The sequence below is a fragment of the Mesorhizobium sp. M1182 genome (assembly GCF_040318335.1).
Lineage (GTDB): Bacteria > Pseudomonadota > Alphaproteobacteria > Rhizobiales > Rhizobiaceae > Mesorhizobium.
In genome coordinates, this window is sequence record NZ_JAMYMD010000001.1 from 464706 (window position 1) to 480844 (window position 16139).

General features: G+C 64.7%; 13 protein-coding genes. 12 read left to right on the forward strand and 1 reads right to left on the reverse strand.

All coding sequences use genetic code 11. From position 1 onward, the window contains the following. Positions 1-271: 271 nt before the first annotated feature. The 5 genes from NKH33_RS02145 to NKH33_RS02165 all read left to right on the forward strand — a co-directional run bounded on the left by NKH33_RS02145 (position 272) and on the right by NKH33_RS02165 (position 8230). Positions 272-2359 (forward strand): di-heme oxidoredictase family protein, encoded by a 2088-nt coding sequence (locus NKH33_RS02145; RefSeq protein ID WP_352918075.1) that lies wholly within the window; start codon positions 272-274, stop codon positions 2357-2359. Further along, positions 2356-3786: a putative sulfate exporter family transporter gene (locus NKH33_RS02150; protein ID WP_352472925.1), complete on the forward strand. Its 1431-nt coding sequence runs from the start codon at positions 2356-2358 to the stop codon at positions 3784-3786. The genes NKH33_RS02145 and NKH33_RS02150 overlap by 4 nt, the downstream gene beginning before the upstream one ends. A gap of 36 nt (positions 3787-3822) precedes the next feature. After that, positions 3823-4545: a phosphoadenylyl-sulfate reductase gene (locus tag NKH33_RS02155; protein ID WP_352502966.1), complete on the forward strand. Its 723-nt coding sequence runs from the start codon at positions 3823-3825 to the stop codon at positions 4543-4545. Between the two features lie 437 nt (positions 4546-4982). Next, positions 4983-7949, forward strand: a complete 2967-nt coding sequence (locus NKH33_RS02160) for a winged helix-turn-helix domain-containing protein (protein ID WP_352918077.1) — start codon at positions 4983-4985, stop codon at positions 7947-7949. Further along, on the forward strand, positions 7934-8230 hold the full coding sequence (locus NKH33_RS02165) for a hypothetical protein (RefSeq protein WP_352918078.1): 297 nt from the start codon (positions 7934-7936) through the stop codon (positions 8228-8230). Before NKH33_RS02160 ends, NKH33_RS02165 begins: the two co-directional genes overlap by 16 nt. A 52-nt stretch (positions 8231-8282) precedes the next feature. Here the strand turns inward: NKH33_RS02165 and NKH33_RS02170 are convergent, their stop codons facing one another. Continuing rightward, positions 8283-9380, reverse strand: a complete 1098-nt coding sequence (locus NKH33_RS02170) for a lactonase family protein (RefSeq protein WP_352918080.1) — start codon at positions 9378-9380, stop codon at positions 8283-8285. 190 nt (positions 9381-9570) lie between these two features. Here NKH33_RS02170 and NKH33_RS02175 point away from each other — a divergent pair, with 190 nt between their 5' ends. Genes NKH33_RS02175 through NKH33_RS02205 form a run of 7 tightly spaced genes read left to right on the forward strand, consistent with a single transcriptional unit; the run spans position 9571 to position 16134 of the window. Beyond that, positions 9571-10122, forward strand: coding sequence for a MaoC family dehydratase (locus tag NKH33_RS02175; protein WP_352472921.1), 552 nt, complete (start codon positions 9571-9573; stop codon positions 10120-10122). A gap of 3 nt (positions 10123-10125) precedes the next feature. After that, positions 10126-11286 carry a CaiB/BaiF CoA transferase family protein gene (locus NKH33_RS02180; RefSeq protein WP_352472920.1) on the forward strand — a complete coding sequence of 387 codons (1161 nt, stop codon included), beginning with the start codon at positions 10126-10128 and terminating at the stop codon, positions 11284-11286. A gap of 20 nt (positions 11287-11306) precedes the next feature. Then, complete coding sequence (locus tag NKH33_RS02185; protein WP_352918102.1) at positions 11307-12449, forward strand: ABC transporter substrate-binding protein; 1143 nt, start codon at positions 11307-11309, stop codon at positions 12447-12449. Between the two features lie 21 nt (positions 12450-12470). After that, positions 12471-13658 carry an ABC transporter substrate-binding protein gene (locus tag NKH33_RS02190; protein WP_352472919.1) on the forward strand — a complete coding sequence of 396 codons (1188 nt, stop codon included), beginning with the start codon at positions 12471-12473 and terminating at the stop codon, positions 13656-13658. A 55-nt stretch (positions 13659-13713) separates the two neighbouring features. Further along, complete coding sequence (locus tag NKH33_RS02195) at positions 13714-14451, forward strand: ATP-binding cassette domain-containing protein (RefSeq protein WP_352472918.1); 738 nt, start codon at positions 13714-13716, stop codon at positions 14449-14451. Further along, entirely contained in the window at positions 14444-15187 is a 744-nt protein-coding gene (locus tag NKH33_RS02200; RefSeq protein ID WP_352502962.1) for an ATP-binding cassette domain-containing protein, read from the forward strand. Before NKH33_RS02195 ends, NKH33_RS02200 begins: the two co-directional genes overlap by 8 nt. Then, positions 15184-16134 (forward strand): ABC transporter permease, encoded by a 951-nt coding sequence (locus NKH33_RS02205; RefSeq protein WP_352502961.1) that lies wholly within the window; start codon positions 15184-15186, stop codon positions 16132-16134. The genes NKH33_RS02200 and NKH33_RS02205 overlap by 4 nt, the downstream gene beginning before the upstream one ends. Positions 16135-16139 lie beyond the last annotated feature (5 nt).

Genomic DNA, 16139 nt, shown 5'->3' on the forward strand with positions numbered 1-16139 from the left:
AAGCGCGCGCGGCCGCACGCCTTCCCCCAAAGCGCAAGATACGGCCGGCGGTTGAGGTGCCGTACACGATACGTAAGTGCACCCGCTCAATGATTGCGTCGAGATAAGCGTCACATGCTCGGGGCCGCATGTAGACGCATCGAGGTATCGAGCCGGGGATGTCGCAATGCGCAAGAGCCTTGCCGCGGTGCTTATGGATTTCGTCAGAGCTCGTCGGTCGCGGCGAAGCTGCGCCTCGCTGGACCTTTCGTTTGGCCGGATTATCTCCGGAATGACAGCGGTGTCTTTCATCTTGCTGCCGACGGTGGGCTTCACCAGCGATCACATCTCCGCCTGGCGCCTGGGCGCCCGTATCGTCGCCGTCGGGCTGCCGGGCGTGGCCGGCGTGCGCGAGGTGGGGCGTTTTCATAATGGCGGACCGATACCGGGAAATCCGGAATTCCTGCTGACCACGCGCGAAGGACGTGTGCTCGATCCGCTTAGGATTCTGGTCGCGGTAGGCAGCAATTTCGGCGCGCCAGCATGCGATCTCGTATTCAAACCTGGCGCGATCCTGTCAATCGATCCGCGCGGCGACAAATCGGGCACGATCCTGGTTCCGCAGGATCTCACCGACCAAGATCTAGCCGACTATGGCGGAGCGAGCCCAGTCCAGCTCTACACGGCGCAGAGCGAGCCATTCCTCAACCGGCGCTACAATGGCCAGGCTCGAACGGCGCGGCTGGCGGCGGCATCCGGACCGCGCTACATCTCGATCAACAACGCCTTTGGAAGGCCCTGGATCGCCAACGCGCCGAACGGATTGGCCGGCGAAGGCAGCGTCACCGTCGTCGACCCCGACGGAGCCCCGCTCGACAATGCGCCAAGCCGCGAGGCCGGCGGCGTGTTCGCCGGCCGGTCTACCGATCGCGAACAAGCGCAGATCGCTCAACCCACTGGATGGCTGGCGAGCGGCTGGCTGGCCAACGGATGGCTGGCGAAGCGGCTGAACTACCGGGCAAGTGGCCAACTGACGCCCGGCGGGCTGCAGACCGGTGCGCTCGGAACGGCGTTTCTCGGCCCGTCACCGGACGGCAGCGGATTTGCCGTGTTCGGCGCGGTCACTGCGGACGGCAGCGTGGTCCAGATCCATGTCCAGGACGGTGTCGACGGCCTAGCCGGCCCTGGCACGGTGAGCATGGGCCGCAACAGCGGCGACGATCCCGGCGTCATCGGCATTGCCTTCAAGTGGAACCCGGACCGTGTTCTCTACATCGCCGACCCCGGCCGCGACCGGCTGGTGCTGCTGAAACTGCAAGACGACCGGCGGCATTTCACGGTCGCCGGGGCTGGCATGGTCTCGCTGCCGGAATTCGATCGTCCAGTCGACATTGCCGCCGCTGTCCCCGAGATCGCCAATCCGCACTTTTCGAGCCATACGACGCTTGCCGGGGGGTCGGACCTGTTCGTCGCCAATCGCGGCGACGGCTCGCTGCTGCGCATAAGCCAGGACGGCCGGCTTCTCGCCCGAGCGACGATCGACATCCCTGGCCTTGGGCCTCTCGGCGGCGATCGCCTGCGAGCCATCGCAATGTCGGCGGACGCGCAGCGGATCTGGATAACGATAGGCGGCGAGCTTCCCGGATTTCCCGGCCGCGACGGAGCGCTGCTCGAGGTTCCTGCTTTTGACGAGCACGGCGTGTCGGCGACGGCCCAGCAGACGCAAAATGCTGCCGCCAACCCCGATCTCGCCGCTCGCGGAAGGGAGCTGTTTCACACCGATTTCACGCCGCGGACCGGTCTTGGACCATTGTTCAATGCGACGTCCTGCCTGTCCTGTCATCCCGGCCCCGGCGGTGCGAGCGCGGATGAGAACCGTTTCGCGCGCAGGATAGCCCATATGGATCCGGGATCCGGGCGCACGGTCCCGATCGATCATCCCAACAGCCCGGTCGCCCGGCGCTACATGCTGCGCGATGGTGCCGGCATCGCGGCTGAACCGGCTGCACTGCCGCAGCAGGCCAATGTCATCTCGCTGCGCATGCCGCCCAGCCTCTACGGCGTCGCTGGCATAGACGACATACCCGACAGCGTCATCGAGGCGCAGGCAGTCAGCAAAGGCGACGGGATCAAGGGCCGCCCGCACTATGTCCTCGATGCCAACGGCGCGACGCGCGTCGGCCGCTATGGCTGGAAGGCCGACATTGCGGTCCTCGAAGAGATGGTCGCCGACGCTTTCACCAGGGAGCTCGGCATCACCAGCGTCGTCTCCGGCCACAGCGGGACGGACACGCAACCCGTCGAACAAGGGTCCGGAGAGATCGAGGCGGTGGCTGCCTATCTGCGAACGCTCACCCCGGCCGAGGAGGCCAGGCGATGAGCATCGCCCTGACGTTTTCGCATGCGCCGGAACAAGCGCACTCGATCTTGCCCGGTATAGCCGTGGCGGCCGCGCTCGCCCTTGCGGGCGGCTGGATTGCCGGCGGATTGGGCGAGCCGCTGTCGCGCAATCCGGTCCTCGTCGCCATGCTCTTCGGGCTGCTGATCGGCAACAGCTTTGCCTGCCCCGACGTCCTGCGCCCGGGGCTCGACTTCACCAAGCGCTACCTGTTGCGCCTGGCGGTCGTCCTTGTCGGCTTCCGCATCACGACGCGACTGTTCCTCGATCTCGGGCTGATGCCGCTCGCGGTGGCGGCCATCGAACTGATCCTGGTCGCGGCTTTGCTCTACGCCATCGCACGTAGGCTGTTCAGGCTGGAGGCCGAGATCGCGTTGCTGGTCGCGGTCGGAAGCGCCGTCTGCGGCGCAGCCGCCATTCTCTCAGTGGCTGCGCTGATGCGCGCACGCGACCAGAGCGCGGGGGTTGCGATCGCCCTGATCACGCTCAGCGGCACCGCGGCGCTGCTCGTCTATCCCGTGATGTTCCTGGGCGGCTGGCTGCCGCATCTCGACGACCGGCTCTACGGCGTGTTCGTCGGCGCGAGCATCTTCGAACTGGCGCAGGTCTACGGCGCCTCCTTCGCAGTCTCGGACGGGGCGCTGAACACCGCTACCCTCGTCAAGCTCAGCAAGGTGCTGATGCTCATCCCGCTTCTGCTGGCCATCGGCACGTTCTTTCGCGGCCGCAAGAGCGCGCCCGGAGCAACGCCGATCCCGTTCCCGTGGTTCATCGTCGCCTTCATCGGCGTGGTGATGCTCAATTCGCAAATCACGCTCGATCCGCAATTGCGCCGCGGCATTCTCGACGTCGACCAGTTCCTGTTCCTGATGGTGATGGTCGCGCTCGGGATCACCACACGCATCGGCCGTCTCGGCGAAGCCGGCGGTGCGTGGCGCCTGATCGGCCTCGGCTCCAGCGGAGTGCTTTTGTCGGCAACCCTGGCCTCTGGCGCACTGATCCCGTTCTCGGCCGGCTTCCTGGCCTCGCCGTCGGTCTCGAGCGAAAGCGCAATGCTGGCCAGCGATGGCGGAAGGCTCTTCGCTTCGGTCGGCTGCGCCAAATGCCATGTGCCGGCGCTGGCGGGCACAAAAGGCGAAGTCAGGCTCTACTCGGACCTTTTACTGCACGACATGGGATCGGCGCTCGACGACAAGATCATCCAGGGCAACGCCATCGGCGCCGAATGGCGGACAACGCCGCTGGTCGGCATCCGCCTGCGCCAGCGCTTCCTGCATGACGGCCGCGCGACCACACTGCGCGATGCAGTGTTCGCGCATGGCGGCACGGCGCAGATCGTCCGCGACCGCTTCTTCGGCCTGGACGAGGCCGACCGCCAGGCGGTCCTCGATTTCGTGAGCAGACTATGAACCGGCCGCGTCACGCCAAAACCGGACCGAATCGCCATGCATGAAGGCATCATCGCGGAGCTGAACCATCTCGACGGACCCGAGCTGCTGGCGCCACTCGTCACCGACTTGTTCCGCGGAAAGGTAGCGCTCGTCTCCTCATTTGGCGCGGAATCTGCGGTGTTGCTGCACATGGCCGCATCGATCGACAGGTCGCTCCCCATCGCCACGCTCGATACCGGAAAGCTGTTTGCGGAAACGGTCGCCTATCGTACGCAATTGACGGCCTTGCTCGGCCTCACCGACGTGCGCATCGTCACGCCCCGGGCAAACGTCCTGCGGGTGCTCGACGGCTCTGGATCGCTGCACCGCAGCGATCCGGACCGGTGCTGCCACATCCGCAAGGTGCTGCCGCTCGAGAAGGCCCTGAGCGGTTTCAAGGCCTGGATTTCCGGCCGCAAGCGCTATCATGGCGGAGTTCGCACGGATGTTGCGACGCTGGAAGAAACTGACGGACGCCTGAAGATCGAGCCACTCGCCCGCTTCACCCGGCAGCAGATCGAGGTCTATCTCGACCATCATCGCCTCCCCCGGCATCCGCTCATCGAAAAAGGCTATTTCTCGATCGGTTGTGCGCCCTGCACCGTCGCGTGCGGCAGTGCGGACAATCCGCGCGCGGGCCGCTGGAGCGGATTGTCGAAAACAGAGTGCGGGATCCACCGGTCGCCCATCCCCTCGCACAATCCGGTCCCGTCCGCTTCCCGATTTCCGGTTGCGTAAGGCACCGAAGACCCCGGCGCCCAACAAGCCTTGAAAACTAGGCACGCTTGCGAAAACTGGGAGATCAATCGCCGGGAAACTAGGTGACCGTACCGATGTGCGCGGATGCCACTGCGCACAGGATGAGCTCGTGCGTTTGGAAAGGACTGCCAGGCAGCCCATGAGCTTGCCAATCGGAGGGAATAGCCATGATCAGGTCTTCTACCGGATTTGGAGCCGACGGTCGAAGACCGAGTGCGAGGTTCGCCCGCCGTCCATTGCCCAGTTTCAGGTTGCGCAACCATCGAGATCCGCCCTCCCGGGATCAGCCAGTGCCGCTTCATCTACGAAGCCCCCACGAATTGTCGCATGACTGCGCCAGGCTAACGTCAATCGGATCGGCGGGACGGTCATGGCAGCACGACCGTCGCTCGATGATTGGTCGAGCGGGAGCCCCCATGGCCGCCTTAGATGCCTTTGAAGCCGATGCGACGCAACCGCTCTCGGGCACAGGCCGGATCGCCAAGCTGGCGGCCCCGCGCAGCGCCAGGATATTGAGGCGGAACCGCGTTCTCGAAGCGATCGATCGGGTGTCGCGGTCGAGCGTATGCTGGGTGGCGGCACCGGCCGGCTACGGCAAGACGACCGCGGTCATCGATTATCTCGAAAGCGTCGAGGCGCCGCACATATGGTACCGTGTCGATGAGGGCGACCAGGATATAGCGCGGTTCTTTCAATATCTGGCGCAGTCGCTGGACTCAGTCTCGGCTGGAGACATGCCGATCTTCGGCGTCGAGTATGCCGAGCAGCCGAAGGAGTTCGCCAGGCGCTTTTCCAGAGCCTATTTCGCTCGGCTAAAGCCCGGCACAATTCTGGTGCTCGATGATTTGCACGACGCCGATACCGCAGAATTTCGGGCGGTGCTTTCCGAGATGTTCCGTGAACTTCCTGACACCGTCCGCTGCATCTGTGTCTCACGCACGCTGCCCCAGGAGGAATTGGGCGACCTCATTCTCAAGGGCAAAATGGCTGTCATCGACCGCCACGCGCTCGAATTCTCGACCGCGGAAGCGCGCGATCTCGTCCACCTGCGTTCGAGGGACGCCGCTCGGGTCGATGTCGAGGCGGCGCGCGGTTGGGCGGTCGGGCTCGTCCTGCTCGCGGACCAAGGCACCAAAGCCGGACTGGACGGCACAACGGAGACGGTCCCCGGCGGGCAGAACGTGCTGCCCGACGTTCTCGGTCGTCATTTCTTCCTTTCCCTTCCCTCCGTCGACCAGGACATGCTGCTGAAACTCAATCTGCTGCCCGAAATCAGCGCCGGGTTGGCTGACGAGATGATCGGGTCGGGCGAAGCAGGAAAGCTGCTCGACAGGCTTTACAGGCGACAGTTTCTGGTCACGCGCTCGGAAAACAACCGCGATATCTTTCACCTTCATGACCTCTTGCGCGACTTCCTCGAGCGTCGTTTCGCACAGCAAATTGCCAGGGAAGAGCAGCAATCGCTCCGGCGAAAGGCGGCGAAGGTCCTTGCGGGGGCGGGCCGTCATGACGAAGCCATACGCCTCGCCTTACAGGCCGACGACTGGGACCAAGCGAGCGACCTGCTGCTGAGCCGCGCAGAGGACTTGCTGGCGCAAGGGAGCCGCGCGACCTTCATCGAGTGGTGCGGCCGATTGCCGGAAACCATCATGAATGGCTGGCATTTCTATTGGCTGGGCGTGGCCCACATGCCCGACGACGCTGCGGCGGAGCGTTGGCTGTCCAAGGCGTGGCAAGCCTTTGGCGAGGCCGACGATCTGCGCGGCCTGTGCCTCACTGTGTCGCGGGCGGTGTTGGTCAAGACTGCCAGCTGGCGCACGTACGAAGGTCTGTCCATGTGGACGCGACGGGCGTTCGAGCTGATCGAACGCGGGCTTCCGGAACTACCTTCCGAGGAAGCGATGCTGGTACGCATTGGCATGATGCGGGCGCTGAACTTCGGCGACGACTGCTATCGCAGCAGCCCCGCCGGACAAGCACTCGAAACCGAACTCCTGGAGCGGTTGACCCGGAATCCCGAGCACGATCCGAGCGGATTGCGGCTGCTTGCCAGCGAAACGCTGATCGATCTTTCGGTATCGACCATGCGCGCCGATCTGTTCGCCAAGGCCGTCGACAGCGTCGTTGACGATTTGAGTGACAAGAGCGTGCTGCCTTGGATTCTCGGCATGTGGCTGGTCGCCTTTGGTGCGGAAAGTGGACGTTATTTTCCCTATAAGAGAAGGGATTTTCCCTATCCGTCGGCCGAAGCGGCGTTGCGGGCGGCGATCGCAATTGGCGAGCGCGAATCGCTGAGGGGCGTGGAGTTCGGGGGGCTCTATCATTTGCAAATGCAGATGAAGGTCCGCAACGATTTTGCCGAGTTCCACCAAGTGGTCGAGCGTTTGGCCGAGATCGCCGACAGCCGTTTCACCACGCAGGTCGCCGTCGTCGCCGATTGCCACGCCGCGCTCCATGCCAGGCAAGGCGATTTCACGGCCGCTTACCAGGATTGCGAGCGCTTCATGACTGCCATCGAGGCGGCCAACGAGCCGATGATCGAGCGCTGGCCGCACTACATCACGCAGTTCCAGGTGCTGCTGGCGGACAGGAAGCCGCGCGAAGCCGCCGTGCTTCTCAGCGATCTGCTGCCGCGGCTGGACGGCGGCGCCCACAAGCGAACCGAGATATGCATTCTGGCAGCGGCCGCATTGGAGAACCTGTGGAGCGACGATCCGCACTATGGCGACCGGCTGCAGGCCTTCCTGGAAGCGCTGCGCGACATCAGCTGGCCAATGGTGCTGCTCAATGTCCCGGAATTGCTCGCCGAACTGCTTGGCGATGCGCTTGAGCGCGGCATCGAGCCCGAGTTCTGCCGGTCGTTATCCGCGAACGCCGGCTCGAGCCGCCGCCCCGGCGGCCCGCCGCCTGGCCCTGGCCGCTCAGGGTCCACGTCCTCGGAGGCTTTCGGCTCGAACTCGATGCAAACCCTCTCGCGCTCGGCGCGAAGCCGCCGACGAAGGCCCTCGACATCCTGCGAGTGCTGGCGATCTCAAAGGAAAATACCTGCTCGCAGGAGACCATTCAGGACTGGCTGTGGCCCAACCTCGACGGCGACCAGGCGCGGGCGGCGTGCGACCAGGCGCTTCATCGGCTGCGCAAGCTGTTGGGACGGACCGACCTCATCGTCCAGCGCGAAGGCAAGCTTCGCCTTGCATCGGACAAGGTCTGGGTCGACCTCGCCGACTGGGAAGCACGGCTCAAGACTGTCGCAAAGGTCAATGCGGAGGGATTGCGGCCAGACGCGGAGGCGCTCTTCCATGCATTCCCGGGTCCGTTGTTGTTGCACGAGCGAACCGCTTCCTGGTCGCTCCCGGCTTGCGAGCGCGTGCGTCGCGAACTGATCGATCTTGGGCTGCGGCTCGGCCAGCGGCTGGAGGCGGCCGACCAAGCCGACAAAGCACGGGCGATATATCTAGCGGTATTGGACTTCTATCCAGATGCCGGACCGATCTGCAAAGCGCTGATAAAGGAGCAACTGTGCCGCAATGATTTCGAAGGCGCAGTTGACGAATATGGGCGCTGCGAGCGCGCATTGCGTGCTGCCGGTGACGTAGCGGCCGCAGACATACGCGCGCTGGTGGCTCCCTATCTCGCGCGACGGGCGTCCCGATCCTCGTATTGAAACGACACGTTCTTATGGCCATGGTACTGGCGGAATTTTCACCCGCCAGCGCTCAACGCACGATCCTCACGCACATCGGCGTGCCAATATCGATGGATCGGCCGGTGTCGGTCAGCCGGCCGGTTGCGGCATCACGGGCGAAAATCGAGATGCGGTCGGCATTCTGGTTGGCCGAGAACAGATGGCCGCCCGAGGGCGTCAGTGCCAGATTGCGCGGCGTGGCACCGCCGCAAGGCGTATAGTCGACAAGAGCAATCCTGCCGGTTTGCTGGTCGACCGAAAACACGACGATGCTGTCATGACCGCGGTTGGAGCCGTAGAGAAAGCGGCCGTCAGGCGAGATCTGGACGTCGGCACAGTGATTGCCGTCGCGCGCCTCGGGCGGCACGGCCGGCTTGCTGTCGATCACCGTAAGCTTGCCTGATGCTTCGTCCAGCGCCAGCGAGACAACCGTCGAATCCAGCTCGTTCATGACGAACACGAAGCGACCGCCCGGATGCAGTGCGAGATGGCGCGGACCCGCGCCTGGCGCAAGCGCCGACTCGGCGAGTTTCGTCAGGCTGCCGTCGCGCCCGATGCGATAGGACACCAGCCGGTCGATGCCGAGGTCAGCGACGATCGCCATGCCGCCGGCAACCGTCTCGGTTACGCTATGGGCATGCGGCCGCTCCTGGCGGGCAGGATCTGGTCCGGTCCCGCTATGGGCAACGCTCGACAACGGCGCTGTCAGGCCGCCATTCTCACCCAACCCATAGACCACGACCGAGCGATCGGGGCCGCCCTCGCCCATGCCGTAATTGGCGACCAGCAGCTTGGTCCGGTCGCGCGTGATGGTGTTGTGCGCCGTGATGCTGCCCAGCGTCGGCTGCTTCTTGATGTAGGACAGCGTGGCGGTCTGCCTGTCGAAACGGTAGGCCGAGACCACCCCTTCGCGCCAGGTGAACACTTCTGAGTTGGCATAGACGTGGGAGCCGTCCGGCGTCACCGACAGGAAGGTGGGATTGTCGATGTCTCCCGTCTCGGCCAGTTTCTTCGTCTGCAGCGTCCCTTCGTCGAAACTGTAGACACCCAGCCCGATGCCGCGCGCGCCCTGAAAATACGGGGCGTCGCGATTGAGGCTGCCGACGAAAATCAGACAGGCATTCTGCATCACTTCCTCCCTTGTTCCGCCGGCATTGGCCCCAACGGAGCAGGCAAAATTTCGCCGAGACTCGCTTGCAACGCAACCCCATATGTGAAAATACTATTCACAAAAGAAGATTGACGGGAGGATCGATCATGCATTTCGCTGGTCTGCGGCGCGCCCTGATGGACGATTCCCGCTCCCAGAGGAAGTTGTCATGAGCAGTTTCGCGCCAACCGTGGGCGTGGCATCGACACACCCCGCCAACATGCCTAGGGATCACGCCGACCTTCCCGTCTGGAACGCGGAGAACTGGTTCTACGAAGACTGGCCGGTCGGCCAGAAGATCCGCTCGCTGCGCCGGACCATTGCCGAGGGCGACAGCCATCTGTTCAACACGCTGGTGCTCGACATCCATCCATACGTGCAGGACCAGATGTTCGCCGAGACGCAAGGCATTTTCGGCAAGCGGCTGGTGGCAGGGGCCTTCGTGTTCTCGGCCGGGCTCGGTCTCGTCGCCACCAATTGCGTCAACGCCTTTTCGTATGGCTACGACAAATTGCGCTTCATCAAGCCGGTGTTCATAGGCGACACGATCTATTCAATCCGCTCCAACCTCGACAAGAAGCCAAAATACAAGGAAATGGGGCTGATCCGCGCCAGCTATGAAGTCTTCAAGGGTGAAGGCGAGCTCGTGCTTTATTGCGAGCACCTGCAGACGGTGAAGTACCGCAATCCGGCCGATTTCGCCGGTAAGACGGAGAAATAGGCAATGGCTGCCATTGCCGAACTGCCGCTGACCGGGCTCATCGTTGTCGATATGAGCCAGTTCTTGTCCGGGCCTTACTGCTCGCTGCGGCTGCTCGACCTCGGCGCTCGGGTCATCAAGATCGAACGGCCTGACGGCGGCGACCTGTCGCGCCGGCTCTATCTCAGCGACACCGAGATCGGCGGCGATTCCACCATTTTCCATGCGATCAACCGCGCCAAGGAAAGCCTTGCCATCGACTTGAAGGACGAGGCCGACCTTGCGGCGCTGCGCGGCCTGCTGGCCAAGGCCGACGTGCTGATCCAGAATTTCAGGCCCGGCGTCATCGAACGCCTGGGCTTCGATTACGAGGCGGTGCGCAAGATCAATCCGCGCCTGGTCTATGCCTCGATCAGTGGCTATGGCGAGGAAGGCCCGTGGGTCAAGCGGCCGGGGCAGGATCTGCTGGCGCAGGCGCGCTCCGGCGTGATGTGGCTGAACGGCGACGAGGACCAAGGGCCGGTGCCCTTCGGCCTGGCGATCGCCGACATGCTGGCGGGTTCCGCCGCCGCGCAAGGCATCCTCGCCGCACTGGTGCGGCGCGGCGTGACCGGCAAGGGCAGCCATGTCGAGACCAGCCTGCTCGAAGCGCTGGTCGACTTCCAATTCGAGGTGCTGACCACGCACCTCAATGACGGGCGCCGGCTGCCGCGGCGGTCGAGCTTCCGCAGCGCGCACGCCTATCTCTCGGCGCCCTACGGCGTCTATCCGGCCAAGGACGGCTATCTGGCGATCGCCATGACGCCGATCTCGAAACTCGCCGATCTCCTCGGGCTCGAGGAACTTGCGCCCTACCGCGATCAGCCGTCGACCTGGTTCACTGCCCGCGACGAGATCAAGGCGATCATCGCGCAAAAGATCGCAACGAAGACGGTCGACGAATGGCTTGCCATCCTCGAGCCTGCCGACATCTGGTGCGCCAAGGTTTTGACCTGGCCGGAAATGATGGCCAGCGAAGGCTTCCAGGTCCTCGACATGCTGCAGACGGTGACGCGCGAGGATGACGTTTCGATCCTCACCACGCGCTCGCCGCTCAGGGTCGACGGCATCCGCGCCAAGGTCGAGCGGGCCGCGCCGCGCATCGGCGAGCACAGCGCAAAAATCCGCGCGGAGTTCGGGCTGTGAGCGACGCCACGCTCAAAGGCATGACCTGGAGCCATCCGCGCGGCTATGACCCGATGGTCGCCTGTTCGAGACTGTGGAAGCAACAAACTGGTATCGCCGTTGAATGGGACAAGCGCTCGCTGCAGGATTTCGAATCCTTCCCGGTCGAGGAACTGGCCCGTGCCTACGACCTGATCGTCGTCGACCATCCGCATGTCGGCCAGATCACCGCCGAGAATTGCCTGGCGCCGCTCGATGTCGCCGGCCGGGAAGCCGAACGCGCGGCACTTGCGGCGGGCAGTGTCGGCCGGTCCTTTCCGAGCTACAACTGGCAAGGCCGGCAGTGGGCGTTTCCGATCGACGCGGCCAGCCAGGTGCAGGCATGGCGGCCCGACATGCTTTCGGCTGCGCCGGCGAGCTGGGCCGATGCCCTCGATCTGGCCCGGCAAGGCCACGTGCTGTTGCCGCTGAGGCCGCCGCATTCGCTGATGGTGTTCTACACGCTTGCCGGCAATCTCGGCCGGCCCGCCGGTGAAGGCCCTGGCGACCACGTGGATCCGGCAGCGGGCAAGCAGGTCTTCGAGATGATGCGCGAGATCGCAGCCCTCGTCGACCCGGCCTGTCTTGGCATGGATCCGATCGCGGTTCTGGAGCAAATGGCCGGATCCGGCTCGCGGATCGCCTGCGCGCCGCTGATCTATGGCTATGTCTCCTATGCCATCGCCGGGTTTCGACCCACCCGCCTGGCTTTCGCGGATATCCCGGCCGCTGGCAATGCCGGCCCCAAAGGCTCGGCGCTCGGCGGGACCGGCATCGCCGTGTCGGCCTTCTCGAGGGCCGGACAGGCAGCAATCGACTTCGCCTACTGGATCGCCAGCGGTGACGTGCAGCGCGGCCCTTACGCCTCGGCCGGCGGCCAGCCCGGCCATGCGGCAGCCTGGGCGGATGCCGCCGTCAACGCCGCCGCCGGCAATTTCTACAAGGACACGCGGACTACGCTCGAAGGTGCCTGGGTGAGGCCGCGGCACGACGGCTACATGGCGTTCCAGCAGGCGGCGTCCGATCGCATCAATCTCGGCCTGAGCGAAAGGCACAATGCCGCTCGCGTCGTTGCCGATCTCAATCGCCTGTTTCGGGAGAGCCTTTCGACGCAGGTGTCCGGCGTTGCCGGCGGAGGAGCCTGAAACAACCGAACGGAGGAGAACATGAACAGCCTGATCCGCGGCCTTATGGCCGCAACCGCACTTGCATCGGTCACGACCATAGCTTGCGCTCAAGACGTTTCGGGCGTGATTGCTGGATTGCCGACCGAACTGAAGGCACAATATGACGGCGCGCCGCAAAAGGTGCTGCCGTCGGCCTGGGATAATTTCACGCCGCCGTCAAAGCCGTGGAAATGGTGCCACTCCGAGTCCTACCAGGGCAATCCGTGGCGCGTCACCGTGACCAAGGAGTTGAAGCGGCTGGTCGACGGCCTGATCGCCGACGGCACCGTGGCGAGCTTCGAGGTGTCGGATTCCAACAACGACGCCAGTCAGCAGATCAACCAGATCCGCGCCTTCATCGACAAGAAATGCTCGATCATCACCTCGATCCCCGGCTCGGCGACGGCGCTGGACGATGCCATCGATGCCGCAGCCAAAGCCGGCATCCCCTTCATCACGGCAGCTGGGTCGGTGACCAGCCCGAATGCGATCAATGTCGATTCCAACTATGCGCGCTGGGGCTACGACATGATGACCGCGATCGGCAAAGCAATGCCGGACGGCGGCAGCGTGCTTCTGGTCGAAGGCATTGCCGGTCACCCGATCGTCGTGCAGGAGCGCCAGGGCGCCGACAAGGCGCTGGCCGAAAATTCAAAGCTCAAGGTCTCGCGCAGCGTCAACGGCAACTGGACTGCAAACGTCACCAAGACGGCGGTGCTGCAGGCGATCGCCACCAATCCGGCGCCGATCGATGCGGTGTGGACGACGGGCAGCGAAAGCCGCGTCGTCGCCGAGGCCTTTGCCGAGGCCGGCCGCCCTGCCCCGCTGATCACCGGCTCGATCACCGGCGATGCGCTCGGCTACTGGAAGGCCAATCCCGACAAATACCGCTTCGAAGGCCATGCGGTTCTGCCGCACTGGACGGCCGAGACGCTGTTTCGTGTCGGCGTGCGCATGCTCGACGGACAGAAGGCGAAGCTCAACACGCTGCTGATCCCGATTCCGCCGGTGCACAATGCCGACCTCGGCGCCTGGTACAAGGACTGCATGACGCCGGACGCCGTCTCGATCTTCCCGGTCCCGCCGAAGGATCCGATGCCGGAGGAATGGCTCGATGCCTACTTCGCCAATCCGGCACCCACCAAGGGCTGGGATTATTCGAAGGTGCCGGACGCCTGCGCCAAGTAGGATACGAAGGCCGGCTCCGCACGGGCGGTGCCGGCTTTCTCCATCAGGATTGCTCATGCTGGAAGTCCAGGCCATCTCGAAACGCTACGGCGAAACGATTGCGCTGGCCAATGCCTCAATCGCATTCCGCGCCGGCACGATCCACACCATCCTGGGCGAGAATGGTTCGGGGAAGAGCACGCTGGTCAAGCTGCTGTCGGGGATCGTCCAGCCGGACAGCGGCGCGATCCTGCTCGACGGAGCGCCCTTTACCGGCCTCTCGCCGGCGGCGTTCCAGGGCGCCGGGTTCGCCACCGTGTTCCAGGAAGTGCTGATCGCGCCTGACCGTTCGGTGACGGACAACATCCTGCTCGGCCTCGACGGCTTGCTGACGCGCACCGTGCCGCGTGCCGAGCGGCGGCAACGCGCGCAAGCGGTGCTGAAGCGCTTCGCGGTGACCGAGATCCCGCTCGACCAGTTGGCCGGGCAATTGCCGCTTGCGGTTCAGCAATTGGTAGTGCTCGCCCGCGCCGTGGTGCGCAGCCCGCGCATTCTCATCCTTGACGAGGTTACGGCGGCGCTCGACTTTGCCGATCGCGAGGCGGTCTTCGCCATGATGCGCAAGCTTGCCTCCGAAGGCTGCCTGATCCTGTTCATCACCCATCGCATGGACGAGGTGATGTCGCTTTCGGACCGGATTTCCGTGCTGCGCGGCGGCAGCGTGGTGACGACTGAGGAACGCGGCACGTCCTCCGCATCCGAACTTCTCAGAGCGATGGCGCCACGCACGGCGGCGGAGCTGGCGCATGGCTGATCGCGCCAGCCTTTCGGTGCGTGGCCTGGTGATCGCGCCGGGCGCAAGCCCCATGACGCAAACCATCGCGCCTGGCGAGATCGTCGGCCTTGCCGGCCTCGACGGCCACGGACAGGAGCGGTTCCTGAAAGTGCTGGCCGGCCTGGAACGCCCGGCCGGCGGCGAGGTGACCGTCGAGGCGCCAACCGGAGCACGCGCGATCACCAATTTCCGCAAGGCGGTCGCCGGCGGCATCGCCTATTTGCCGCGCGACCGGCGCACCACCGGCATTTTTCCGACCCAATCGGTGCTCGACAATTTTGCCGTCTCGACGCTGTCGCGCGACACGCGGTACGGCCTGCTCAGCTTCGCCGCGCGGCGGCAGCGCTATGAACGCTATCGGGACAGACTGTCGATCATCGCGCCACGGCCGGACGCCCCGATCACCACGCTTTCCGGCGGCAATCAGCAGAAGGTGCTGCTGGCCCGCGCATTGGCGCTGGAACCGGCAATCCTGCTCCTCAACGATCCGACGCGCGGTGTCGACGTGGCGACGCGCCATATCCTCTACGATGTGTTCCGCAGGCTTGCGGCGGACGGCATGGCTCTGGTCATCCTGTCGAGCGAGATCGAGGAGATCCTGCTGCTTTGCCATCGCGTGCTGGTGTTCCGCGAACAGCAGGTGGCGGCTGAAATCACCGGAGACGCGATGAAAAGCGATACTGTGATCGCCGCCATGTTCGGGCGCGCAGCATGAGCGGGTTGCGGCGCATGGCGGCGCGATGGCGCGGCGCTGGCTTTGCGGCAGTGCTGCTGGCCATCCTGATCGCGGTCAACCTGCTGCTCAATCCGGCGCGCTTCCATCCTGCCGCCTGGGGCGCGCTGATCGGGCTCGCCGCGCCGCTGATCGGCGCAGCGCTCGCCTCGGCTCCGGTGATCCTCGCCGGGCGCGGCGGCATCGACATTTCCGTCGGACCATTGATGGGCTTCGTCAATGCGATGGTGATCCAGCTGCTGTTTCTCAGGCTTGGCATGTCATCGCCGCTGGTCATCGTGCCGGCAGCGCTGTTGATCGGCGCGATCGTCGGCGCCGCCAACGGCTTTCTGGCGACCATCGTCCGCATCCAGCCGATCGTCGCAACGCTCGGCACCTATCTGATCCTCACCGGCATGACGCTGACCATCCTGCCGGCGCCGATTGGCCCGGCGCCGGGCTGGCTGAAGGCAATGGCCGGACCCTGGTCGGCGCTGCCGCTGGCGCTGATCTTCCTGTTCTGGTGGCTGGTGCGGCAGACGCCTTATTACGACCAGCTGATGGCGGTGGGCAGCGACGACCGCGCCGCCTACACGGCCGGCATTCCGGTGACGAAAGTACGTTTCATCGCCTATGTCATGACCGGCATACTTGCCGCCTGTGCCGGCCTCATGCTGACCGCCCTGATCGGTTCGGCCGACCCTAATATCGGGCCAACCTACACGCTGATCGCGATTGCCGCGGTGGCGCTCGGCGGCGTCAGCCTTGCCGGCGGGCGCGGCGGGCTCGCCGGCGCCGCCATCGGCGCTGTCGACATCTTCCTGCTGCAGAGCGTGCTGACCGCCTTCAACGTCTCCACCTATGTGCTGCAGATCGCCTATGGCGCGATCCTGGTTGTGGCCGTCATCATGACGGCGCTGCAGGAGCGGCTCTCGGGACGGAAAGGCTGAGAAGC